Here is a 21,901-nt window from a genome sequence, read left to right on the forward strand (position 1 = left end):
TCGTGCTGATCAGGACGGCGACTCCGGCGATATTTGAACAACGGATATCAATAGACGATCATTGATATCTTGCCCGATTGGTGTGATACTCGCTGGAAGCGCTCCCAAACCCGTCCCGGTGAGCGCGTCAGAAATGGAGGATGCATCGTGCGTTCACACCATCCCCACCAATCAGGCCGGCAATCCCGGCCCGCCCTCCGGGCGCTGCTCCTGGCACTCACAGTGGTGGCCGCCATGCTGCCCTGGACGGGTGCCGCCCAGGCCCACGGCACTGTGATCAACCCGGCGACCCGCGCCTACCAGTGTTGGCAGAACTGGGGCCACCGGCACATGGATCCGGCGCTGCAGACGCAGGACCCCATGTGTTACCGGGCGTTCCAGGCCAACCCCGACACCATGTGGAACTGGATGAGTCAGCTGCGGGACGGCCTCGGCGGGCAGTACCAGGCCCGTACGCCCGACGGACAGCTCTGCAGCAACGCGCTCTCCAGGAACGACGCGCTGAACCAGCCGGGAGCCTGGAAGGCGACCACCGTCAGCCGCAACTTCACGCTCCAGTTCTACGACCAGGCCAGCCACGGCGCTGACTTCTTCCGGGTCTACCTCACCCGGCAAGGGTTCAATCCGAACACGCAGCGCGTCGGTTGGGGCAACATCGATCTGATCACGCAGACCGGGCGTTACGCGCCGACGCAGAACATCTCGTTCAACGTCTCGACGTCCGGACGCTCGGGACAGCACGTCCTCTTCGTGATCTGGAAGGCGTCGCACATGGACCAGACCTACATGTGGTGCAGCGACATCAACATCGTCTGATCCACCCGATCGCCAGGCGCAGCTCGGCTCCGGCCCGGACGGACGGGTCGGAGCCGAGGCCTGTCGGAGCTGGTGGTACGGCCTGTCCGGTTCTCCGGTGAGGTCCTCGTACGCTGCACCACCGGCCGGCAGCGGGGTAGCCTCGGGCGGGTGCGGATCATCGCGTTCCTGGCCATCTCCGTCGTCGTGCTGATCGCCGTCCTGCTGGTTTCCGTGGTTCTGACGGGGGGTGCGCGACGCCGACGCCATGCCGCGCAGATGTCCGCCCGCTGGGCGGTGCGCCACTACGCCATACCGGGGCGTGGGCACACAGTCGTCGGTGTCACCCTCACCGACGCGGACGGGCGGGTGCACGGCGAGCACGTGGTCGCCCGCATTCCGGACGATGCCCAGGACTGGCAGCGCGACTTCGTCGCCGCCCGTCAGGAGGCCGAGGAGCGCGCATTCCACCTCAACATCGACCGTCCACCGATCGAGGGCTGACGCCGGCTGTGCGGCGAAACCATGCGTTGACCGGCCCGCTACCGTCCCTCGTCGCGTACGTCGACGAGGGTGCTGCCGTCACCGAGCTGGTCGCGGGTGATGATGCTCAGGCTGCCGTCCGTCTCCAGCACGACAGCGGCAAGGTCGTGGAGGTCACCCGCGCCCTGGCTGCGGGCGGCCTGCCGGATCTCACTCTCCGCCACCCGGGTGGACCGCAACGTCTCGCTTCGTAACTGCCCGTCCCGGAGCAGCATGGTGGGCCGGGCCTTGAGCACCTTCTGTGACGGTGGCCAGCGTACGGCGAGCAGCGCGACCGCGTACTGCAACGCCACCAGCAGGATCAGGGCGAGGATTCCCTCCACCAGCGACACGTCCCGCGACAGCAGGATGGTCGCCAGCGTCGAGCCCAACGCGACCGTGACCACGAAGTCGAAGGCGTTCAGCTTGGACAGGGTCCGCTTGCCGGAAACCCGCAGGATCACCACGAGCGCCGGATAGATGATCGCCGCGACCACGAGCAGGCGTACCAGGTCGGCGGTGTTCAGGTCATTCACCGAGGTGGCGGAGCCGATTGCTGACGTCGTGCACTCCCGGTGTACGCCAGGCGAGGGCATGGGCCTCGGCACTCATCTCGGCCGTGCTCACCGTGCCGTCGAGCACCACCACCCGGTTCTGCACCTCGATGCAGATTCGCTCCTGACGCAGGCGTGAGTCCTGCTGCATGCTCGCGAGCAGCTGACAGGCCAGTCGGGTGTCTTCGCTTGTGGGCTCGGCGTAGAACAGCGGCGGCAGGTCGTGGGGAAAGAACCAGGGGTGGGTCATGGCTGACTCCTTCAGGGGATTCGTCTACTACGACTGCCCTACCCGGCGGCCACGGCGGACAACACGACGAACCCATGACGGTCTCTGCCCGTGGCTGTGACGGTCGGCGGAGATCGGCAGCTCGACGTTTGCGGCAGTGGATTTCGGGTACCGGTCCGCGTGGTCGACGTACCTGTGAACGGGCGGCACCGGTCAGGCGGTCGTGGCCACGACCGCCGACATCCGAGCGGGCCGTCAGTGCCCGTCCCCGCCAGGCCGGCGCAGCGATGAGCCGGCCCACCGACGAGCAGGCGCCGGAGGACGCGGTACTGAACGGTGTCGCCCGCCGGCTCGACAAGCCGATGGGTGCCCTTGGCGTGCTCTTCGTGCTGGTCGTCCTCGGGCAGGCGCTCGCCGGACATCCCACGCTGTCCACGGCCCTGACCGTGCTGGGCTGGGTGCTGTGGGCGGTGTTCGTGGGGGAGTTCGCCCTGCGCGCCTGGCTGGCCCGCCATGACGCCCGCCGGTTCTGGCGACGCAACTGGTGGCAGCTCATCTTCCTGGCCGTGCCGTTCCTCCGGTTCGCCCGGGCCGCCTCCGCCCTGCGTGCGGCCCGAGCCGGTGGCGTCATCACCGCGGCCGTCCGCGGCTCGCGCTCCGCCGGTAGGTTGCTGACCGACCGGATCGCATGGCTGGCGATCATCACCGCGACGGTCGTCCTCAGCGTCGGCCAACTGCTGGTCGTCACCGGCACCTACCGGTCGTACGGACCGGCGCTGCACGATGTCGCCATGACCACCATCACTGGTGAACCACTCGGCGTCGACGATCCGCTCGCCCAGGTCGTTGAACTGGTACTCGCGATCTACTCGGTGGTGGTGTTCGGCACCCTGGCGGGGGCGTTCGGCGCCTTCTTCCTGAGTGCCGACCGGGAGCGCAAGGCCGCGGCGACGTGAGCCGGCCCCGTACGGCCGCTGCCCGGCTCGCCGAGATACGGCAGAGCTTCTGGCTCATCCCGGCGCTCTTCGCGGCGAGTGCTGTGGTGGTGGCCATCGGGTTGTCGGTGCTGGAGCTGCGGCTGCGGCTGCCGGTCGAGACCATCCTGCCGAGCGGGCCCGCCGGGGCCCGGTCCCTGCTGTCGTCGATCATCACGGCGATGATCTCGTTCACTGCGCTGGTCTTCTCCATCACGGTCGTCGCGCTGCAACTGGCCAGCAGCCAGTACTCCCCGCGGGTGCTGCGCACGTTCCTGCAGGATCGGGTCATCCAGTCGACGCTCGGAACGTTCGTGGCGACTTTTCTGTTCGCGATGGTGGTGCTGGCGGCGCTGCCGGCCCGCGACAGCGAGCGGCTGCCCGAACTCTCGCTCGCCGTGTCGATGTCGCTCGTGCTGGCCAGCACCGCCATGTTCATCTACTACCTGCACCACATCACCACGGTGATGCGGGTGTCGCACATCATCGTCGCCATCGGCGTGCAGACCCGACGCACGATCGATCAGCACGTGCCGGACCGCGAGGAGCCGGCCGAGGTCCCGGGCGAGGTGGTGCAGGTCGTGCCGGCCGCAGCGGCGGGCCTGGTCACCAGCGTCGACCTCGCTCTGCTCGCCCGGCTGGCCCGCGAGCACGACTGCGCGATCACAGTCGTACCGGCGCCGGGAGACTTCGTGGTCACCGAAGCACCGCTGCTGCGCTGCCACCGGCTGCCCAGCGGTGAGCCGCGCCCACTGCCCGTCGAACGCGTCGCCCACTCGGTCACCATCGACGTCGAGCGCACACCGGGCCAGGACGTGGGATTCGGTCTCCGCCAGTTGGCGGACATCGCCACCCGTGCGCTCTCTCCCGCCTCGAACGACGTCACCACCGCGGTTCGCGCCGTCCAGGAGGCACACGAACTGCTCCGTCGGCTGGCGACCCGGCCCGATCCGGTGGGGATCGTGCGGGACGACGACGGCACGGTGCGGGTGCTGGCGAAGCGTCCCACCTACGACACCTACCTGGCGATGATCATTGACGAGCTGCGGAACGCCGCTGCCGGGGAACCACGGATCAACCGGCTGCTCGACACCGTCGTCGCCGACCTCGACTCGGTGGCACTCCCTGCCCACCGGCCGGCGATCCGGCGGCGGTTGCCGACGAGTTGACGGCGGGACCCTTGAGCCCTCGCCGCTGACCATCCGCACTCGCCGCAGAGCACCTGCCTGCCGAGGCGTCAGATCCCGTGTCGGAACGGCGGCCCGGCGTCGGCCAGGAAATCCCGCAACGATCGCGCGGGCCGTCCGGTCACCCGCTCGACGGAGTCGGTGACCTGCGCGAAGCTGCCTGCCCGTACGCGTTCGAAGGTCAGCGCGAAGAGTTCCCGCTCGAAGCCGGTGGTCCCGTCCACGACCTCGTCAATGGTCAGCTCGCGAACGGTCACCGTACGACCTGCCGCGGCGGAGAGCAGCTCTGCGGTGTGCGGCAGGGAGAGTGCCTCCGGGCCGGTGAGCTCGTACACCCGGCCGGCGTGCTCCTCGTTGCGCAGCGCCCGCTCGGCCACGGCGGCGATGTCCCGGGCGTCGATCCAGGCCAGGCTGGCACCACCGCTGGAGAACGGCAACAACCCGTCGGTGATCTGGTCAAGGTAGAAGCGCGGGTCGGTGAAGACCTGCATGAACCAGCTGGGCCGCAGGATCGTCCACGCGTGACCACTGTCGCGTACCGCCTGCTCGGCACGCGGCGCCCATCCGTCGGTGCCCATGTAGTCGGCGTCCTGCTCGGACAGCAGGACGATCCGGGCCCCGGCGGGCGTCTCGTCAAGCAGTGCGCCGATGAGGTCCGGCGCGTCCGCACGGTCCGGTCGGACGATGTACATGGCGTCCACGCCCTCGGTCGCTGCCTTCCACCCGGATCGGTCGTCCCAGGAGAAGGCGGTCGGGCGGACGCCGTCGATGTCGACCGAGGTCGGGTTGCTGCTGCCGCCGAGCACGTCAACGCCCTCCTGCGCGACAAGCAGCCTGGCCAGCGGCATCCCGGTCTTGCCACGGACTCCTGTCACCAGTACGCGGGGCCTGCCGGCCCCCACCGAGCGCGGACTCTTCACGTCGAACCACCCTTTGGTTGATTCACTAAAGTTCCTCGACCCACTAAAGCAGCGTTACCTGAGGGAGTCAACTAATCTGTGCTCATGACCGAGGTCGCGGACGCCCTTGCCCAGCAGGTATGGGACCTCGTCCTCGCCTACGACGCAGCCTACGACCGCGCGGCGCAGGTTGCCGGGCTCAGCGCCGCACAGGCGTGCCTGCTCGAACACCTCTCGGGGGACAGTCGCCCGATGGGGGAACTCGCCTCGGAGTTGCAGTGCGACGCCTCGAACGTCACCCAGCTCGTCTCCCGGATGGAGACCCGTGGCCTGGTGACGCGGGCACCCGACCCGGACGACCGGCGGATCAAGCGCGTGTCGATCACCCCGGCCGGCCGTGACGTGCGCCGCGTCGTCCGGGGCGCGTTCGGGTTCCCGGCCGAGCGGCTGGCGCTGCTCACCGACCAGGAGCGGCGCCAGCTTTCCGGCCTGCTGGGGAAGATCTTGGGCACCACGTCGTAGGGCCGTGCTGGTCGCGCCCGGCCTCGAACTCGCCCGGCCGCCGCCCCGGCCTCATGCCCGCCCGGCCGCCTCCCTGGCCTCGAAACCGCCCGGCCCGCCCGGCCCGGCCGGGTGCTGGTGGGTGCCCGACCGGCTGGCGTACGCACCCTTGCGAGTCGCCAAACAGATGGGTGAATATCAATGTTAGCGTCATCATGCCGGCGGGTGTTGGGTGCTCGGTGGGTTGTTCGGCCGAGTGGGGCGGTGTGGGTGTCGCAGGCGGGCGGTGAGTGGCGGTGCGGTGCCGATAGCAGGTCAGGTGTCTGATAATTCCGGAACGTCACGGCCTCGTGATTCCGGAACATTACGTCTTGACGAACGACGTGTTATCGCCCACAGTCGATGGTCAAGGACGGCGATGCCTACGGCTTACCGGGCGAGCCTGCTTCGTCCGGCCGGTGAACCAGGCGTGTGCGGGGACGCGTCGACGTTGATGTTAGCGCTAACAAATTGGCGCAGATGTTCGGCGGTGTGCCCATCCTCGGGCGGACCGGTCGGCTCTCGGTCATTGAAGGAGGAACATGTCTGCCTTTGGTAGATCTCCCGCTCTCCCGCCGCCCTCGCGGCCACGTAGGTGGTTGTTGCGGGCCGCCGCGGCGGGTGTCACGGCGGTCGTCGCCGGTAGTGCCGCCGCCGTGGCGGTGTCGACACCGGCCGCCGCCGCGACTGTCGACACGAACGCGTGGTACGTGTTGGTCAACCGCAACAGCGGCAAGGCCCTCGACGTGTACAACCTGGCCACGAACGACGGCGCCCGGATCACCCAGTGGTCGCGGAACAACGGCAACCAGCAGCAGTGGCAGTTCGTGGACTCGGGCGGTGGCTACTACCGGCTGAAGTCGCGGCTGTCCAACAAGGTGCTTGACGTCTACAACTGGTCGACCGCCAACGGCGCCGCCATCGTGCAGTGGTCCGACCACAACGGGGCGAACCAGCAGTTCCGGTTGGCCGACTCCGACGGCGGTTACGTCCGGTTGATCAACCGGAACAGCAACAAGGTGATGGAGGTGCAGGGCGCCTCGACCGCCGACGGCGGGAACATCGTGCAGTACGACGACTGGAACGGCGCCAACCAACAGTGGCAGTTGGTCCGGATCGATGGCGGCGGAAACCCGACGCCGACCACGCCGCCCCCGTCGGGCACCTGCAACCTGCCGTCGAGCTACCGCTGGTCGTCGACCGGGCCGCTGGCGCAGCCGCGGTCGGGTTGGGTGTCGTTGAAGGACTTCACCCACGCGCCGTACAACGGTCAGCACCTGGTCTACGCCACCACGCATGACACCGGCACGTCGTGGGGTTCGATGAACTTCGGTCTGTTCTCGAACTGGAACCAGATGGGTTCGGCCAGCCAGAACGCGATGCCGTTCTCGGCCGTCGCGCCGTCGTTGTTCTACTTCGCTCCGCGTAACGTCTGGGTGTTGGCGTACCAGTGGGGTGGGCCGGCGTTCTCGTACCGGACGTCGACGAACCCGACGAACGTGAACAGTTGGTCGGCGCACCAGACGTTGTTCACCGGGTCGATCTCGAACTCCGGTACCGGTCCGATCGACCAGGCGCTCATCGGTGACGACCAGAACATGTACCTGTTCTTCGCCGGCGACAACGGCCGCATCTACCGGGCCAGCATGCCGATCGGGAACTTCCCCGGCAGCTTCGGATCGAACTACACCACGATCATGACCGACACCACGAACAACCTGTTCGAAGGTGTGCAGGTCTACAAGCTCCAGGGCCAGCAGCGGTACCTGATGCTTGTCGAGGCGATCGGTTCGCAGGGCCGCTACTTCCGGTCGTTCACCGCCACCAGCCTGGGCGGCAACTGGACCCCGCAGGCCACCAGCGAGAGCAACCCGTTCGCCGGTAAGGCCAACAGCGGCGCGACCTGGACCAACGACATCAGCCACGGCGAGCTCATCCGCACCAACGCCGACCAGACCATGACCGTGGATCCCTGCAACCTGCAACTGCTGTACCAGGGCCGTGACCCCAACTCCGGCGGCGACTACGGTCGCCTGCCCTACCGTCCCGGCCTGCTCACCCTGCAACGCTGACGACACGACACAGATCCGGCGCGAAAGATGCCTGATCGTCGCGGATGAGGGCGCTCGCCGAATCGGATGAGCGCCGGCACGCCCCGCGATCGATCGGGTGGGGCCGGAACGGGCGGGCTCGGTCCACACCGAGCCCGCCCGGTCAGTCGGTGGATGTCGTTTGCCGGCCCCCTGGCGGGGAAGTCCCGCGAGTGCGGCGGCGGTGACCGTCGCCGGCAGGAGGGGATGCCGACGATGACGAACCACCCGTCCATCGCCCCGCCCCTGAGTGCCGTGGACGCGCCAGCGCGCCTCACCCTCGGGGTGGAGGAGGAGTTCCTGCTGCTGGACCCCGAGACGGGGGAGAGTCTGCCAGTTGCCGACCGGGTGTTGACGGCCCTGCTCGGTGCGGCCCGGAAGCAGAGCCGGCAGGAGTTCCGACACAGCATGGTGGAAATGGTCAGCCCGGTCTGTGCCGACCTGGCCGATCTTCGGGCGCACCTGATCACCTTGCGGCGGGCCGCGGCGGAGGCGGCGCGGTCGGCGGGAGCGCAGTTGGTCGCGGTGGGAGCCACTCCGGTGCACGAGTCGCACCGGACAGTTCCGGATGAACCTCGCTATCACGCCATGTCTCGCCGTTTTGGTCCGGTTGCGCACGATCCAGCGGTGTGCGGCTGTCACGTGCACGTTGGCCTGCCGGACCGGGAACTGGCGGTGCAGGTCTGCAACCACCTGCGCCCGTGGTTGCCGGTGGTACAGGCGCTCACCGCCAACTCGCCGCTGCACGACGGCGTGGACACCGGCCATGCGAGCTGGCGTTCCATGCAACTGGAGCGCTGGCCGAGCATCGGGCCCACCCCGTACTTCGCCTCGTTCGCCGACTACGACGCGACGGTGGCGGAACTCGTCGACGCGGGCATCATGCTCGACGCGGCGATGGTCTACTGGTACGCCAGACCGTCCGCCACCTACCCCACCGTGGAAATCCGGGTCGGGGACGTCTGCCCGGGGGTGGACGACACGGTGTTGGTCGCGGCTCTGGTGCGAGCCCTGGTCGCCACCATGGTCGGCCAGGTGCGTGCCGGCGTTTCCGCACCCCGCCTACGTAGTTGTCTGCTCGCGGCGGCCCACTGGCGAGCTGCTCACGAGGGGTTGGACGGCCGGCTGATCGATCTGCGTGGCGGCGGCGCGCGTCCGGCGTGGGACCTCGTGGAGGAGCTGTTCACCACGGTGACTCCCGCGCTGATCCGGCACGGCGACTTGTCGTACGTCCAGCAGCAGCTGGCCCGGTTGCGCCGCGACGGCACCGGCGCGGCCCGGCAGCGGCGGGTCATCGCACGCACCGGTGGGGACGTGCGGGCGGTCCTCGACCACCTCGCCGCCGAGACCACCGCCGGTTGAACCGGCAGCCGACACGGTCAGCGGATGCCGTGGGTCTGTAGCCAGAGTTCGAGCAGGCCCAACTGCCACAGCTTGTTACTGCCCGCGGCGGCCTGCGCCTGTTCGGGGTCGGCGAGCAACGCGTCCACGTACGCCGGCCGGAACAGCCCACGCTCGCGCGCTTCCGGCGCCCGCAGCGCCGCCACCACGAGGTCGCGGACCGGGCCGTCGACGTTGCGTAACGCGGGCACCGGAAAGTAGCCCTTAGGCCGGTCGATCACCTCGGCGGGCAGCACCTCGCGGGCGACCTCCTTGAGCACGCCCTTGCCACCTTGGGCAACCTTGTGCTGGGGCGGGCAGGCTGCCGCGAGCGCGACCAGATCCTGGTCGAGGAACGGAGTACGCACCTCCAAACCCCACGCCATGCTCATGCTGTCGACCCGTTTGACCGGATCGTCGGGAAGCATCAGGTGGGTGTCCAGCCGCAGCACCGCGTCCAGGGCGGTCTCCGCGCCCGGTGCGTTCAACTCCGCCGTCACCAGATCCCGGCTGGCGTCGACGTCGACGGCGTGTGCCGGACCGACCACCCGGATCAGCTCGGCGTGGTCGCGGTCGAAGAAAGCGGCGGTGAAGGTTTGCGCCGCCTCGGACCGCGGCACCTGGGTCAGGGGCTGGTGGTAGCCGTATCCGGCGAACACCTCGTCGGCGCCCTGCCCGGACTGCGCCACCTTGACATGCGCGGCCACCTGCTCGGAGAGCAGGTGGAAGGCGACCACGTCATGGCTGCCCATCGGCTCGGTCATCGCCTCGACCGTCCGGCGGACGGCCGGTACCAGGTCGTCGTTGGCGAGTTGGATGCGGAGATGGTCGGTGTCGTACGCGCGGGCGACCAGATCGGAGTAGTGGAACTCGTCGCCGGCCTCGCCGTGCCGGCTGTCGAAGCCGATGCTGAAGGTGCGGAGGTGCTGCTGACCGGCCTCGGCGAGCAGAGCTACGATGAGACTCGAGTCGAGTCCACCGGAGAGCAGCACGCCGACCGGCACGTCGGCGACGAGCCGTCGTCGCACTGCGGTACGCAGCGCGTCACCGATCGCGGCCCGCCAGTCCCGATCGTCCCAACCGGCGTGGGCGGGATCCCGGACGTAGTCCGGCCGCCAGTAGACGCGATCACGGCTACGGCCGTCGGCCTCGACGACCCGCACGGTGGCCGGTGGCAGCTTTCGTACGCCGCGCAGGATGGTGCGGGGCGCCGGCACGATCGAGTGCCAGGACAGGTAGTGGTGCAGCGCCACCGGGTCCACGCTGGTGTCGATGTCGCCCGCCTTGAGCAGCGCCGGTAACGTCGAGGCGAACCGCAGCCGGCCCGGCGTCTCGGCGAGGTAGAGGGGCTTGATACCGAGTCGGTCCCGGGCCAGCACGAGCCGACGCCGGGTGCGGTCGATCAGGCCCACGGCGAACATGCCGACCAGATGGTCGACGAACTCCTCACCCCACTGTGCGTACGCCACCAGGATCACCTCGGTGTCACTGGTGGAGTGGAAGGTGTGCCCGGCGGCGCGTAGCTCCTCGCGCAGCTCCGGGTAGTTGTAGACGCACCCGTTGAAGACCAGGGCGAGGCCGAGATCCTCGCGCACCATGGGCTGGCCGCCCGCGTCGGACAGGTCGATGACGGTCAGCCGACGGTGCCCGAGGGTCACCCAGCCATCGCTCCACAGGCCCTCGCCGTCCGGGCCCCGGGACCGCATCGCCTTGGTCATTCGGGTCACCGCGTCGGCGTCGGGCGTGGTGCCGTCGAACCTCGCCTCACCGCTGATGCCGCACATCACGTTCCGTCCCTCGCCCGCCATCAGGCGTTTCGGGATGGCCGGTATGCCACGACGCTACGTGGCGGAGGTTCTCGGCGGGGCCGGATTGCGGAAGGGGGACCGGAGATCCCCCTGCAAGAGGATCAGGTCAGGCCCGACGAGCGGGTGTGTCGAGGTGAGTGCGCCGCCGATGTAATCGACCGTCGCCGTACGGGTCGGGCGGCAGCGCCGCCGGGGCGTGGAGGAGCAACGTGTGGGGGTGGCGCTGGTCCGCGCCACCCCCACACAGAGGTTGTTACCGGGCGGTGCAGGAGAGGGTGGGTGTGCCGTTGGTGCCGTTCCAGGAGCCGTTGAATCCGAAGGTGGCGCTGCTGTTGGCGCTCAACGAGCCGTTGTGGCCGACGTTCGAGGCGGTGACCGAGGAGCCGCTCGAGGTGATCGACGCGTTCCAGGAGTTCGTGATGCTCTGGCCGTTGGGCCAGGTCCAGTTCACCGTCCATCCGGAGATGGCGGCGTTGCCGGCGCGGACGGTGACCTCGCCGCCGAAGCCACCGGGCCACTCGCTGGTCGTGCGGTAGGTGGCGGTGCAGGCACCGTTACCGGTCGGCGGCGGCGTGGTGGGCGGCGGGGTCGTGGGCGGGGGCGTGGTGGGCGGGGGCGTGGTGGGCGGGGGCGTGGTCGGCGGCGGGGTGGTGGGCGGCGGGTTGCTGCCTCCCCCGAAGGTCACGTCGCTGCAGATGTAGTACGGCTGGTCGAGGTGGGACGCCTGCCAGATCGTGTAGACCACGTGCCGGCCGGTGCGGTTGCCCGCGTTGACCTGCGCCTCGTAGAGCCCGGTGGTGGGGTACGAGCCGGTGCGGAGCACCAGTTCCAGGCTGTTCCAGGTGAGGGGCTGCGTGGTCGGATCGAAGCCCTGCTTGGTGATGTAGATGAGCATGTAGTCGGCACCGTGCCGGGCGCCGTCGGTAAGCGTCAGGGTGAAGTTGTTGGGCATCGGCTTGGCGGTCCAGGCACCGACCGTGTCGAGCGAGGCGTACAGCCCACCCTGGGTACGGCCGCCGCTGCACAGCTGCCCGTCGGGGATGACGGCCTGGTGGTTGCCGCCGACGTTCTCGCGGTACAGGCCGTTCCAGTTCCACATCGTGTTCGGGTTGGCCTGGAAGGCCTGCCAGCACATCGGGTCGCTCTGGGCCATGGCCGGGTTGAGGTGGTCGCCACCCCAGCGCTCATAGCAGCCGTAGTTGCGGGACGGCGGGTTCGTGACCGAACCGTGCGCGGAGGCCGGGCCGGGCTGATTGACGACGACCATGGTGAACGCGGCGACGAGGACGGAGGCCGCGCCGAGTCCTAGTCGACGTGCTGTTCGTGCGAGTTTCATTGATGCTCCAGTTGATCCGCCGACGCCGGTGTCACCCGCCGGGGTGCCCAAACCCCGGGAGGAATGCGTCGATCGATATGACGATCTCAAGAGGGCAGGCGTGTGACCACGCTGCCTGCGACGGCTTGGCGGCTCCCAACCGCGATAGTACCCATCGTATCCACCCGTGTGAATCTTTTCCGGAAGGGGTCGGCGGGTCAGCCGTTGAGGGCGTCCTGGCAGGCCCGGGCGAGCCGACGCTGGCGGGTCAGCCGTCGCCACAACCCGAGCGGCGGTGCCGCGGCGGTACGCGTAGGTGCCGCCGTGACGGTAAGCAGGCCGTCGGTCAGCTCGCCCCGGGTCGTCCACGGGGTCCACCGTTCGAGGTCGGGGGCGGCGAAGTCGTGCCCCAGCAGCACCGCCGGGCCGTTGGCGGGTACGCGACCCGCGAGGCTCTCCACCCGGACCGCCCTGCTCCCCTCGCGGTCGGGCCGCGTCACCGAATCCACGTACAACTGCTGATCGTCGCGGGCGACCGCCAGCACCTCGCCGACCCCGCCGACGCGGGCGCCGACCTCAATCGTCGTGACGACGTCCAGCACCACTATCAGTCGGGGCAGGTACCACCAGTGCTCCCGGCGCAGCAGTGGCGAGTCGATCAGCGCGCGGGCCGGCGGGTACTTGCGCAGTTCCTGGTTGAGCAACTGTTCCGCGAAGAGCGTGCCGTCGCGATCCTCGGTCAGCCGGGGCCGGCCGGTCGCCGCGACCGGCCGCCAGCCACGCCCGGTGAGCCGGTCGTCGGAGACGACAAGGGCCGCGACCGGCGCGGCGGCCAGCCGGCGGGCGAAGGAGACCTCGGCGTACGGGAAGGCGACGGCGGGCCGGTCGTCGAGCAGCAGCGGCGTGACCGGCCGGGCCTGCGGCAGGCCCGCCCGGTCGAGCCAGGCCAACTCGCCGACGGTGGCGGCCTGGATCGCGCGCCGAACATCCGTACCCACGTCCATGTGATCGAGCCGTTCGGTTGACCTTGGAATGTGATCCCCGTTACATTACCGGCAGGTTTCGGGATCTGCACACGAGCGCCCGCCCCCACGGGCCGCAAGGAGGCAGCCGTATGCCCGCCATCGTCGTCGTCATCGCAGTCATGGCGATGTTCGCCATCGGCTACCGGTACTACTCGCGATACCTCGCCGACCGGGTGTACGGGTTGGACCCGGCATACGTCACCCCGGCGCACCGGTTCTCCGACGGAGTCGACTTCGTCCCCACCAACAAACATGTGCTCTTCGGTCACCACTTCACCTCGATCGCCGGAGCCGCCCCGATCGTCGGCCCGGCGATCGCGGTGTTCTGGGGGTGGGGGCCGGCGTTGGCCTGGGTGGTCCTCGGCACCATCTTCGCGGCGGGCGTACACGACTTCGGGTCGCTCGCGGTCTCGGTGCGCCACCGCGCGCGCAACATCGGCACCCTCGCTGCGGACGTGATCAGCAAGCGGGCCCGTACGCTCTTCCTGCTGATCATCTTCTTCCTGCTCACGCTTGTGAACGCGGTCTTCGCGGTAGTGATCGGCAACCTGCTCGTGGCGTACCCGGGCGCGGTCATACCGATCTTCGTGGAGATTCCCCTGGCCATCGCGATCGGCCAGTACATCTATCGCACCCGCAGCGCGGCGCTGGTGCCGTCACTCATCGGCGTGGCCGCGCTCTACTTCCTGATCTGGGTGGGCAACCTCTACCCCATCGAGATCACCGGCTTGGCCGACGCGCTGGGCTTCGAACGGACGCGTGACCTGTGGGTGATCATCCTCTTCGTCTACGCGTTCATCGCCTCCCGGCTGCCCGTGTGGCTGCTGTTGCAGCCGCGCGACTACATCAACTCGCACCAACTGTTCATCGCTATCGCGGTGATCTTCGCCGGGGTGCTGGTCGGGATGGACCGGATCGTGGCGCCGATGTTCAACGACGTGCCGGCCGGCTCCCCGAGCATCTTCCCGTTCCTGTTCATCACCGTCGCCTGCGGTGCGATATCCGGGTTCCACTCGCTGGTGGCCTCCGGCACCACCTCCAAACAGCTCGACAAGGAGACCGACGCCCGGTACGTCGGCTACGCCGGGGCGATCGGCGAGGGCAGCCTCGCCCTCGGGTCGATCATCGCGGTCACGGCCGGGGTCGCCGCCACGCGCGCCGAGTGGGAGGGGCTGTACGCCAGCTACGCCGAGGCGTCGGGCGGCGCCACCCGCAACTTCGTCAACGGCATCGCCAGCTTCGCCACAAACCTCGGCATCGAGTTCCAACTCGCGACCGTCTTCGCGGCAGTTGTGGTGATCTCGTTCGCGGCCACCACCATGGACACCGGTGTCCGGTTGCAGCGCTACATCGTGCAGGAGATCGCCGAGTTGGTCGGCTGGCGGCGGCTGTCCCGTCACCTGACCCTGGCCGGCCTGCTGGCGATCGCCGCACCACTGACGCTCGCCCTGCTGCCGGGCGGCGGGGACGCCGGCTACACCTTCGGGGTGCTGTGGCGACTCTTCGGCACCACCAACCAGCTCACCGCCGGGCTCGCCCTGGCCGTCATCGCGGTCTGGGTGCTGCGCCGTCGACGCAACCCGGTCGCGGTCATCGTGCCGCTGGTCTTCCTGCTGGTGATGACGACCTGGGCGCTGATCGTGCAACTGCGCGAGTTCGTGGCGGCCGACGAGTGGGTGCTGGCACCCCTGGACGCCATCATCTTCGTCCTCGCCCTCTGGCTGATCGTGGAGGCGGTGCTCGCCCTGCGCCGCGCCAGCGGCCAGCCCGTCGAGGCGGAAACGGATTCCGGGCCCGGCCCGGACAGCGACGGTGCGGCCGCCACCGACTCCGAGCCGGCCGACCAGTCGCAGCGGGCGGTCGGTGCCGAGACAGCAGCCGGTGCCGGTGCCACCGACGAAGGCCGCTGATGACCCGGCACCGGGTCCTGCTGATCCGACCGTGGGATGCGCCCGGTGCCGGGTCCGGCTGCTGCACCGGCGCGGCCGACATCTGCGTCGAGGGCCGGCACGAGGATCCCGCGTCGGCGCGGCAACGGGCCGACCAGCGCCCGTTGGGCGAGGTCTACCAGGCGGTCCGCGCCGGTCTGCCAGCCGAGATCGAGGTGGAGATCGTCGACCCGCGTAACACGCTGTTCCTGCTGCCGGCGATCGTGCGCGATGGTCGCCGGCACCGGCGGCCCTGGCGGGCCCTGTTGCGAGACCTGGTTCGGGGCACCGGATACGCGGCGATCATCGTGGACGGCCGGGTGGTAAGCGAGTCCGGCCTACCCCCGGCGGAGCAGGCTCTGCACATCGTCCGGCGGGCGATCGACTCGTCGGCCGACCTCAGTTGCCGCAACAGCCGCCAGCCCGGTCGGTAGCCGGCCCGTCGGTGCTCACCAGGTTCAGCGGTGCGGCGAGCAGACCTCCGCTGACACCTGTGGCGAGGCCCTTGCCGGTCCGCTCGGGTGCTGGGCCACAGCAGTTGTCACCGGCGACCGAGTCGGCCGGGTTGCTGTTGCAGACACCGGTTTCGGGCAGTTCGAGTCGTACGTCGCGGGCGGCCTGCCAATCGCCGGCGAGGGCGGCGACCACGGACCGGGTCTGCTCGTAGCCGGTGGCCATGAGGAAGGTGGGCGCGCGGCCGTAGCTCTTCATGCCGACGGCGTAGTAGCCGGGTTCCGGGTGGGCGAGTTCGTCGACGCCGTGCGGCGGGACGGTGCCGCAGGAGTGTTCGTTGGGGTCGATGAGCGGAGCCAGAGCACGGGTGGCGCCCATGATCGGATCGAGATCCAGACGCAGCTCGGCCGCGATCGAGTGATCGGGCCGGAAACCGGTCGCGGCGACGATCCGGTCCACCGTGATCTGCTCCTGGGCGTCGTCGGCGCGCCGGACGGTCACCGCGACCCGACCGTCGGTAGGGGTGATCGCGTGGACGGAGAATCCGGTCAGCAGGCGGATGCGGCCGGCGTCGACGTGCGCCCGCAGCCGCGTGCCGAGCGCGCCGCGAGCGGGTAGTGCGTCGGCGTCGCCCCCGCCGTAGGTACGCGTTGGTGACAGCGATCGGATGGCCCACGTCACCTCGGTGCCGGGTGCGGCGGCGGCGAGCTCGGCGAGCGAGAGCAGGGTGTTGGCGGCGGAGTGGCCGGCACCGACGACCAGGGTGTGCCGACCTGCGAAGCGGGCCCGGTCGGTGCCGAGGACGTCGGGCAGGGCATGCTCCAGGTAGGCGGCGGCGTCGGTTTCACCCTGGGCGGGCAGGCCGGAGGTGCCGAGGACGTTCGGGGTGTACCAGGTGCCGGAGGCGTCGATCACGGCCCGGGCGAGGATCTCCCGTCCGTCGGTGAGGCGGAGCAGGAAGGGAGCGGACTCCCGACCGGTGGTGCGCAGCCGGTCGTAACCGAGTCGGCTGATCGCCGCCACCCGCGCGCCGTAGCGCAGATGCGGCTTGAGCTGCGGCAGGTTCGCGAGGGGCTGAAGGTAGTTCTCGACGAGGTCCGCCCCGGTCGGCAGGGCGTCCAGGTCGGGTGCCACCCAGCCGGCCTCGTCGAGGAGCCGACGGGCGGCCGGATCGATGTTGTACCGCCACGGCGAGAAGACGCGGACGTGGGCCCACTGGCGGACGGCGGCACCGGCGCCGTCGCCCGCCTCAAGGACGGTGTAGGGCAGGGCGCGCTCGTGCAGGTGCGCGGCGGCGGCGAGGCCGACCGGCCCGGCACCGATGACAGCGACGGGCAGCTGGTCCAGGTCGCTCATCAGGACTCCTCAGGTTTGATGGTTGTCGAAACAGCTTGTCGTGCGGGTCCCTCATGTGCGGACAGGGATGGCGTCCACCGGCTGTCTCGACGTTCTTCGAATCAGAGAGTTGCACGTTGATTAGATAGGTGTCAACCTAGAGGCATGTCGAATCAGGCGGTGCCGCTTTCCCTGGATCTGACCGCCGTCCCCTGCTGCCCGCCCCTGACGCAGCAGCGGGTGTCAGGTGAGACCGCCGCGCTGCTGGCGCCCGCGTTCAAGGCCCTCGGCGATCCGGTTCGGCTGCAACTGATGTCGATGATCGCCTCGGCCGAGGGCGGAGAGGCGTGCGTCTGCGATCTGACCCCGGCCTTCGACCTGAGCGGCCCGACGATCTCGCACCACCTACGGGCACTGCGCGAGGCGGGTCTGGTCGACTCCGAACGGCGCGGAACCTGGGTCTACTACCGCGCCCGGCCCCAGCTTCTGCGACAACTCGCCGCCCTGCTCGCGGTCGAACCGACCGCTCCAGCCGACAGTTAGGGCGGCAGGTCCCCGGGTGGAAGGTCGTGGCACGGGGACCTGCGCCCGGCGCCGGGAATCCCACCCTCAGGGTCGGCGTTTCTCCGGTGCGTACGACGTAGACCCGAGCCGAGGAGAAACGGACATGAAGGTACGTAGTTCCCTCCGGTCGCTGAAGCGGAAGCCGGGTTCGACGGTGGTACGCCGCCGTGGTCGGGTGGTCGTGGTCAACCGGCTGAACCCGCAGTGGAAGGGCCGCCAGGGCTGACCTGCTGTTCGAGAGGCGACCGGCGCCGCTCCTGCTGGCCGACCGGCAGCCCGCCATCTGCGGTCTCGTCGGTGCCGCGGGGTGGCTGCCGGTCGTCGTCGGGTGGCTGCGGCGGCGATATCCAGGTGACAAGCACCACCGAAATGATCATCAAGAGGAACCACGACGTCAGCTTCGTCAGTGACACCGGATGCCAACCATCCACCTGGCTGGGGTAGAGCCACGCGTTCGACCAGGTGGCGATGTTCTCCGCGAGCCAGATGAAGAAGGCGACGAGGACGAAGGCCAACAGCAGCGGCATGCGCCATCGTGCCCGGAATATCCGGAAGTGCATCACACAGCGGCCGAAGACGAGTGCGACTGCCGTGATGAGCAGCCATCGCACGTCCGGCAGGTAGTGGTTGGCGAAGAAGTTGAGATAGATGGCGACCGCCACCACGGCCGTCAACCAGCGTGGCGGGTAGCGCGTGAAACGCAGGTCGAACAGCCGGTTCACCCGGACCAGATAGGAGCCGACTGCGGCGTACATGAAGCCGCTGAACAGGGGCACCCCGCCGAGCCGGAGCACGCCGTCGGGCTCGTACGTCCACGAGCCGACGTGGGTCTTGAACAGCTCCATGACCGTGCCGACGAGGTGGAACAGGACGATCACCCGTAGTTCGCGCAGGCTCTCCAGCCTTCCCGCGACCATGGCGACCTGGATGGCGACGGCGGCGACGGTGAGGGCGTCGTTTCGAGCGAACGCGGCGTCGTCCGGGTACCAGAGGTGTGCCGCACAGATGATCGCCAGCATGGCGGCACCGAAGACGCACGCCCAGGCCTGCTTGAGCCCGAAGACCACGAATTCGGTAAACCACCCGCCCGGCCCGTGACGCGGTAGCCGGGCCAGCCGGGCGCGGAACCGGGCGTCGATCGCGCGTTCGGCCGTGGTGAGGGTTGGCCGCCCGTCGGGGGTGTGCTGCATCGCTCCGAGGTTAGTGCGCGCCGGCCGGCGCGGACCGAGGGCTCGGTGCAGCGCGCTGACCTCGCTGTTCGGGGTCGGAGTGGGACCGTTCGGTGGTACGACTGGGGTGCGATCACCGGCGACGCGCGGAGGGCGAGGATGTCCAGTGGGTTGCCGGCGCGGCTGCTGCGGCGGCGCGAGGTCTCCCGGCGGCCGTCGTTCCTGGAACTCTTCTTCGACCTGGCCTTCATCCTCGCGCTGAACCGGTTGTCCCGCGCTCTTGAGGACGACCTCGGCGTGGGCGGGGCGTACCGCACGGCGCTGCTGCTGGCCGCCATCTGGTGGGTCTGGTTCGTCACCGCCTGGTCGACCGACTGGTTCGAGCCGCGGACGCCATTGATCAGCGGGCTGCTGCTCTGGGTGATGTTCGGCGGGATGCTGATGGCCGCCGCGGCGCCGACCGCGTACGCCGGACATGCGCTGGTGTTCGCCGGTGCGTACGTGGCGATCCATCTGGGGCGGGCCGCCCTGTTGCTGCCGGCCCTGCGCGGGCATCCGCTGCAACTGCGGACCCTGCGGGTGGCGATCTGGTTCGCCGTCTCCGGGGTGCTCTGGCTCGCCGGTGCGTTCGTCGGACCGGCCCAGGTGCTCCTTTGGACGGCGGCGGTGGTGCTGGACTACTCGATGGCGCGACTGCGGTGGCCGACACCAAGACTGGGGCGCAGCAGTTGGGAGAACCTTCAGATCATCGGGGAGCATCTCTCCGAGCGGTACCAGCAGATCTTCATCATCGCCCTGGGCGAGCTGATCCTGACCGCCGGCATCACGTTCAGCCAGAGCGGGTTCGACCTGGGCCGGAGCGCGGCGTTCGCGCTGATGTTCGTCAACGCCGTCAGCCTCGGTCGGCTCTACCTGGTGCCCGGCGGGATGCGGCTCGGCACCGCGATCGAGGCCATGGGACCGCCCGGCAGCCGGCTCGGCCTGCTCGCTGGCTACCTGCACCTGGTGATGATCGCCGGCGTCCTGGCGACCGGGGTCGGATCGCGGTTGATGATCATGGAGCCGTTCTCCCATGAGCTGGCCGCCGTCGTGACGATGGCGGCCGGGCCGACGCTCTTTCTCACCGGCTGGATCCTGCTGGCACTGGCCGTGCACGGCAAGTTCTCCTGGCAACGGCTGATCGGGATGGTTGCCATTCTGATCGCCGCCGTCGCGGGTCACGAACTGTCGTTGCTTGTCAACTCCGCGATCATCACCGGACTGCTGATCCTGATCGCGCACGGCGACACGCTGGCCAACCGCGTGCGCCGACACCGGCAATCGTGACCGGTGGTGCGGACGAGGCGACGCCCGAGGCCGACCGAACGCGCCCGACGGCGAATCCGGGCAAGATGAAATCCTCCGGGTGTCCGGAAGCCGGTTCGCCGTTCGTCATGTCGGTGGAACCACCGCTGGGACGATTCGACGAAAGGCACCTACATGAAGTACATGATGCTGGTCTGCACCGATCCGGAGCCGGACCCCGAGCCGAGCAACCACCCGGACGTCGAGGTGTGGGTGGCGGAGAACGACGCGGCCGGCCGACGCCTCCAGGGCGCCCAACTGGCTCCGGCGTCGGCCGCCACCACGGTACGGGTACGCAATGGCCAACTGCTGGTCTCCGACGGGCCGTTCGCCGAGGTCAAGGAGATGATCGTCGGCTTCGACCTGCTGGAGTGCGCCGATCTGGACGAGGCGATCGAAGTGGCCCGTGCGCATCCGATGGCCTGGGCCGGGCGGATCGAACTCCGCCCGTTCGCCGACTTCGAGCAGTGACGGATCCGGCCGCCGAGATCGCGGTGCCGCGGGCATCGACCGACGCCGACGGCGCGGCGGCGCGGCGCGTCGGGAACGGGGGTACGGCGGCCGGCCGGGCCGCGGCGGCGCAAGCCGTCGCGGCTACTGCCGTCGAGGCGTACCCGCGGATCGTGGCCGCCCTGATCCGGATCACCGGCGACTGGACGCTGGCCGAGGACTGCACGCAGGAGGCGCTGGAGCGGGCGCTGGACCGCTGGCCGGTGGACGGGGTGCCGACCAACCCGGCGGGCTGGCTGATGGCGGTCGCCCGTAACCGGCTGCTCGACGTGCTGCGGCGGGCCTCGGTCGAACGGCGCAAGCTGCGTGACGTGGCGGTGCTGGCGCTCACGGCCGCCACCGCCGAACCAATGCCGGACGAGGAGGTGGTGGACGACCGGCTGCGGCTCATCTTCACCTGCTGCCATCCGGCCCTCGCGCCGCAGGCGCGGGTCGCGCTTACCCTCCGGACGATCTGTGCGGTGCCGACCGCCGACATCGCCCGGGCGTTCCTGGTCAGCGAGTCCACCATGACCCGGCGGCTCACCCGGGCCAAGACGAGGATCGCCGAGGCGGGTATCCCGTACCGGGTGCCGCGTGGGCGCGCCCTGACCGAGCGGCTGCCCGGGGTGCTGGGCGTGCTCTACCTGCTGTTCACGCAGGGCTACGACGCGGACGGCGAGCCGGCCTTTGCCGAGGAGGCGATCCGGTTGGCCCGGTTGCTGGTCCGGCTCATGCCGGAGCAGGAAGAGGTGACGGCGTTGCTGGCGCTGTGCCTGCTGCAACACTCCCGCCGTACCGCCCGGCGGGACACCGACGGGGAGCTGATCCCGCTCGATCGACAGGACCGGTCCCGGTGGGACCACGCGGCGATCGCCGAGGCCGACCGCCTGCTCACCGGCCTCGCCGGGTCCGGCCCGTACGTCTGGCAGGCCCGGATCGCGGCGTGCCACGCCACCGCGCCCAGCGCCGACGCCACCGACTGGCGACGGATCGCCGAGTGCTACGACCAACTCGTCCAGGTGCAGCCCACCCCGGTGGTCGCCCTGAACCGGGCCGTCGCGCACGGTTACGCGTACGGGCCGGCGACCGGGTTGGCCCTGCTCGCCGAGGCGCGCGTCGGTGGCGGGCTCGACGGTTATCCGTTGACCCTGGCGGTGGAGGCGGATCTCGTCGCCCGACAGGGTGACCGGGAGCGGGCAGCGGAGCTGTTCCGCGCGGCGGCCGACCGGGTGTCCGGCGATGCCGAGCGTAGGGCGCTGCTGAAACGGGCGCGTCGGACGTCCGGGCCCGCCTCGTAG

General features: G+C 69.6%; 22 protein-coding genes. 14 read left to right on the top strand and 8 right to left on the bottom strand.

Going from position 1 to position 21,901, the window contains the following annotated elements; translation table 11 throughout:
• Positions 1-234: 234 nt before the first annotated feature.
• Together O7624_RS16905 and O7624_RS16910 are read left to right on the top strand one after the other, a co-directional pair.
• Positions 235-816, top strand: a complete 582-nt coding sequence (locus O7624_RS16905; RefSeq protein ID WP_093411412.1) for a lytic polysaccharide monooxygenase — start codon at positions 235-237, stop codon at positions 814-816.
• 150 nt (positions 817-966) lie between these two features.
• Entirely contained in the window at positions 967-1,299 is a 333-nt protein-coding gene (locus O7624_RS16910; RefSeq protein WP_093411342.1) for a hypothetical protein, read from the top strand.
• Between the two features lie 38 nt (positions 1,300-1,337).
• On the opposite strand, the gene O7624_RS16915 is transcribed toward O7624_RS16910, so the two are convergent.
• Complete coding sequence (locus O7624_RS16915; RefSeq protein ID WP_282236481.1) at positions 1,338-1,853, bottom strand: YetF domain-containing protein; 516 nt, start codon at positions 1,851-1,853, stop codon at positions 1,338-1,340.
• Positions 1,846-2,121: a BON domain-containing protein gene (locus tag O7624_RS16920; RefSeq protein WP_093411338.1), complete on the bottom strand. Its 276-nt coding sequence runs from the start codon at positions 2,119-2,121 to the stop codon at positions 1,846-1,848. The genes O7624_RS16915 and O7624_RS16920 overlap by 8 nt, the downstream gene beginning before the upstream one ends.
• Positions 2,122-2,387: 266 nt before the next feature.
• Here O7624_RS16920 and O7624_RS16925 point away from each other — a divergent pair, with 266 nt between their 5' ends.
• Together O7624_RS16925 and O7624_RS16930 are read left to right on the top strand one after the other, a co-directional pair.
• A complete protein-coding gene (locus O7624_RS16925) occupies positions 2,388-3,056 on the top strand; it encodes a hypothetical protein (protein ID WP_282236482.1) in 669 nt (222 codons plus the stop codon).
• Positions 3,053-4,243, top strand: a complete 1,191-nt coding sequence (locus O7624_RS16930) for a DUF2254 domain-containing protein (protein ID WP_282236483.1) — start codon at positions 3,053-3,055, stop codon at positions 4,241-4,243. The genes O7624_RS16925 and O7624_RS16930 overlap by 4 nt, the downstream gene beginning before the upstream one ends.
• A gap of 68 nt (positions 4,244-4,311) precedes the next feature.
• Here O7624_RS16930 and O7624_RS16935 read toward each other — a convergent pair whose 3' ends face one another.
• Complete coding sequence (locus O7624_RS16935) at positions 4,312-5,181, bottom strand: NAD(P)H-binding protein (RefSeq protein WP_282236484.1); 870 nt, start codon at positions 5,179-5,181, stop codon at positions 4,312-4,314.
• A gap of 84 nt (positions 5,182-5,265) precedes the next feature.
• Here O7624_RS16935 and O7624_RS16940 point away from each other — a divergent pair, with 84 nt between their 5' ends.
• The 3 genes from O7624_RS16940 (at position 5,266) to O7624_RS16950 (ending at position 9,152) form a co-directional block, all read left to right on the top strand.
• The gene (locus O7624_RS16940) at positions 5,266-5,682 is read left to right on the top strand and encodes a MarR family transcriptional regulator (RefSeq protein WP_282236485.1); all 417 of its coding nucleotides are present in this window, start codon (positions 5,266-5,268) and stop codon (positions 5,680-5,682) included.
• Positions 5,683-6,242: 560 nt separating this feature from the next.
• The gene (locus O7624_RS16945) at positions 6,243-7,772 is read left to right on the top strand and encodes a non-reducing end alpha-L-arabinofuranosidase family hydrolase (protein WP_282236486.1); all 1,530 of its coding nucleotides are present in this window, start codon (positions 6,243-6,245) and stop codon (positions 7,770-7,772) included.
• 234 nt (positions 7,773-8,006) lie between these two features.
• The gene (locus O7624_RS16950; RefSeq protein WP_093411224.1) at positions 8,007-9,152 is read left to right on the top strand and encodes a glutamate--cysteine ligase; all 1,146 of its coding nucleotides are present in this window, start codon (positions 8,007-8,009) and stop codon (positions 9,150-9,152) included.
• Positions 9,153-9,169: 17 nt separating this feature from the next.
• Here the strand turns inward: O7624_RS16950 and O7624_RS16955 are convergent, their stop codons facing one another.
• The 3 genes from O7624_RS16955 to O7624_RS16965 all read right to left on the bottom strand — a co-directional run bounded on the left by O7624_RS16955 (position 9,170) and on the right by O7624_RS16965 (position 13,297).
• Positions 9,170-10,954 (bottom strand): N-acetylglutaminylglutamine amidotransferase, encoded by a 1,785-nt coding sequence (locus O7624_RS16955; RefSeq protein ID WP_282236487.1) that lies wholly within the window; start codon positions 10,952-10,954, stop codon positions 9,170-9,172.
• A gap of 277 nt (positions 10,955-11,231) precedes the next feature.
• Positions 11,232-12,314: a lytic polysaccharide monooxygenase gene (locus tag O7624_RS16960; RefSeq protein WP_282236488.1), complete on the bottom strand. Its 1,083-nt coding sequence runs from the start codon at positions 12,312-12,314 to the stop codon at positions 11,232-11,234.
• Between the two features lie 197 nt (positions 12,315-12,511).
• Positions 12,512-13,297, bottom strand: coding sequence for a pyridoxamine 5'-phosphate oxidase family protein (locus O7624_RS16965; protein ID WP_282236489.1), 786 nt, complete (start codon positions 13,295-13,297; stop codon positions 12,512-12,514).
• A gap of 110 nt (positions 13,298-13,407) precedes the next feature.
• Between O7624_RS16965 and O7624_RS16970 the strand changes: the two genes are divergently transcribed.
• Positions 13,408-15,228, top strand: a complete 1,821-nt coding sequence (locus O7624_RS16970) for a carbon starvation protein A (RefSeq protein ID WP_282236490.1) — start codon at positions 13,408-13,410, stop codon at positions 15,226-15,228.
• A complete protein-coding gene (locus O7624_RS16975) occupies positions 15,228-15,680 on the top strand; it encodes a hypothetical protein (RefSeq protein WP_282236491.1) in 453 nt (150 codons plus the stop codon). Before O7624_RS16970 ends, O7624_RS16975 begins: the two co-directional genes overlap by 1 nt.
• Here the strand turns inward: O7624_RS16975 and O7624_RS16980 are convergent.
• Positions 15,646-17,055, bottom strand: a complete 1,410-nt coding sequence (locus tag O7624_RS16980) for an NAD(P)-binding domain-containing protein (protein WP_282236492.1) — start codon at positions 17,053-17,055, stop codon at positions 15,646-15,648. The two genes, O7624_RS16975 and O7624_RS16980, sit on opposite strands and share 35 nt — an antisense overlap.
• Positions 17,056-17,199: 144 nt before the next feature.
• Between O7624_RS16980 and O7624_RS16985 the strand changes: the two genes are divergently transcribed.
• Together O7624_RS16985 and O7624_RS16990 are read left to right on the top strand one after the other, a co-directional pair.
• The gene (locus tag O7624_RS16985) at positions 17,200-17,577 is read left to right on the top strand and encodes a metalloregulator ArsR/SmtB family transcription factor (RefSeq protein ID WP_093411189.1); all 378 of its coding nucleotides are present in this window, start codon (positions 17,200-17,202) and stop codon (positions 17,575-17,577) included.
• Between the two features lie 124 nt (positions 17,578-17,701).
• Positions 17,702-17,824: a 50S ribosomal protein L36 gene (locus tag O7624_RS16990; protein WP_210938615.1), complete on the top strand. Its 123-nt coding sequence runs from the start codon at positions 17,702-17,704 to the stop codon at positions 17,822-17,824.
• Here O7624_RS16990 and O7624_RS16995 read toward each other — a convergent pair.
• Positions 17,784-18,788 (bottom strand): DUF817 domain-containing protein, encoded by a 1,005-nt coding sequence (locus O7624_RS16995; protein ID WP_093411184.1) that lies wholly within the window; start codon positions 18,786-18,788, stop codon positions 17,784-17,786. The genes O7624_RS16990 and O7624_RS16995 overlap by 41 nt on opposite strands.
• 138 nt (positions 18,789-18,926) lie before the next feature.
• On the opposite strand from O7624_RS16995, the gene O7624_RS17000 reads away from it, so the two are divergent.
• The 3 genes from O7624_RS17000 to O7624_RS17010 all read left to right on the top strand — a co-directional run bounded on the left by O7624_RS17000 (position 18,927) and on the right by O7624_RS17010 (position 21,901).
• On the top strand, positions 18,927-20,093 hold the full coding sequence (locus O7624_RS17000) for a low temperature requirement protein A (protein ID WP_093411181.1): 1,167 nt from the start codon (positions 18,927-18,929) through the stop codon (positions 20,091-20,093).
• 153 nt (positions 20,094-20,246) lie between these two features.
• Positions 20,247-20,582 (top strand): YciI family protein, encoded by a 336-nt coding sequence (locus tag O7624_RS17005; protein ID WP_282236493.1) that lies wholly within the window; start codon positions 20,247-20,249, stop codon positions 20,580-20,582.
• A complete protein-coding gene (locus O7624_RS17010; RefSeq protein WP_282236494.1) occupies positions 20,579-21,901 on the top strand; it encodes a sigma-70 family RNA polymerase sigma factor in 1,323 nt (440 codons plus the stop codon). Before O7624_RS17005 ends, O7624_RS17010 begins: the two co-directional genes overlap by 4 nt.

This window comes from Verrucosispora sp. WMMD1129 (assembly GCF_029581255.1).
GTDB lineage: Bacteria > Actinomycetota > Actinomycetes > Mycobacteriales > Micromonosporaceae > Micromonospora > Micromonospora sediminimaris.

What these genes read in the sequence shown, in the direction of transcription:
- O7624_RS16905 (WP_093411412.1), top strand. Translation starts at nt 235, where the DNA reads ATGCTGCCCTGGACGGGTGCCGCCCAGGCCCACGGCACTGTGATCAAC.
- O7624_RS16920 (WP_093411338.1), bottom strand. Translation starts at nt 2,121, where the DNA reads ATGACCCACCCCTGGTTCTTTCCCCACGACCTGCCGCCGCTGTTCTAC.
- O7624_RS16925 (WP_282236482.1), top strand. Translation starts at nt 2,388, where the DNA reads ATGAGCCGGCCCACCGACGAGCAGGCGCCGGAGGACGCGGTACTGAAC.
- O7624_RS16940 (WP_282236485.1), top strand. Translation starts at nt 5,266, where the DNA reads ATGACCGAGGTCGCGGACGCCCTTGCCCAGCAGGTATGGGACCTCGTC.
- O7624_RS16945 (WP_282236486.1), top strand. Translation starts at nt 6,243, where the DNA reads ATGTCTGCCTTTGGTAGATCTCCCGCTCTCCCGCCGCCCTCGCGGCCA.
- O7624_RS16950 (WP_093411224.1), top strand. Translation starts at nt 8,007, where the DNA reads ATGACGAACCACCCGTCCATCGCCCCGCCCCTGAGTGCCGTGGACGCG.
- O7624_RS16955 (WP_282236487.1), bottom strand. Translation starts at nt 10,954, where the DNA reads ATGTGCGGCATCAGCGGTGAGGCGAGGTTCGACGGCACCACGCCCGAC.
- O7624_RS16960 (WP_282236488.1), bottom strand. Translation starts at nt 12,314, where the DNA reads ATGAAACTCGCACGAACAGCACGTCGACTAGGACTCGGCGCGGCCTCC.
- O7624_RS16965 (WP_282236489.1), bottom strand. Translation starts at nt 13,297, where the DNA reads ATGGACGTGGGTACGGATGTTCGGCGCGCGATCCAGGCCGCCACCGTC.
- O7624_RS16970 (WP_282236490.1), top strand. Translation starts at nt 13,408, where the DNA reads ATGCCCGCCATCGTCGTCGTCATCGCAGTCATGGCGATGTTCGCCATC.
- O7624_RS16975 (WP_282236491.1), top strand. Translation starts at nt 15,228, where the DNA reads ATGACCCGGCACCGGGTCCTGCTGATCCGACCGTGGGATGCGCCCGGT.
- O7624_RS16980 (WP_282236492.1), bottom strand. Translation starts at nt 17,055, where the DNA reads ATGAGCGACCTGGACCAGCTGCCCGTCGCTGTCATCGGTGCCGGGCCG.
- O7624_RS16985 (WP_093411189.1), top strand. Translation starts at nt 17,200, where the DNA reads ATGTCGAATCAGGCGGTGCCGCTTTCCCTGGATCTGACCGCCGTCCCC.
- O7624_RS16990 (WP_210938615.1), top strand. Translation starts at nt 17,702, where the DNA reads ATGAAGGTACGTAGTTCCCTCCGGTCGCTGAAGCGGAAGCCGGGTTCG.
- O7624_RS16995 (WP_093411184.1), bottom strand. Translation starts at nt 18,788, where the DNA reads ATGCAGCACACCCCCGACGGGCGGCCAACCCTCACCACGGCCGAACGC.
- O7624_RS17000 (WP_093411181.1), top strand. Translation starts at nt 18,927, where the DNA reads ATGTCCAGTGGGTTGCCGGCGCGGCTGCTGCGGCGGCGCGAGGTCTCC.
- O7624_RS17005 (WP_282236493.1), top strand. Translation starts at nt 20,247, where the DNA reads ATGAAGTACATGATGCTGGTCTGCACCGATCCGGAGCCGGACCCCGAG.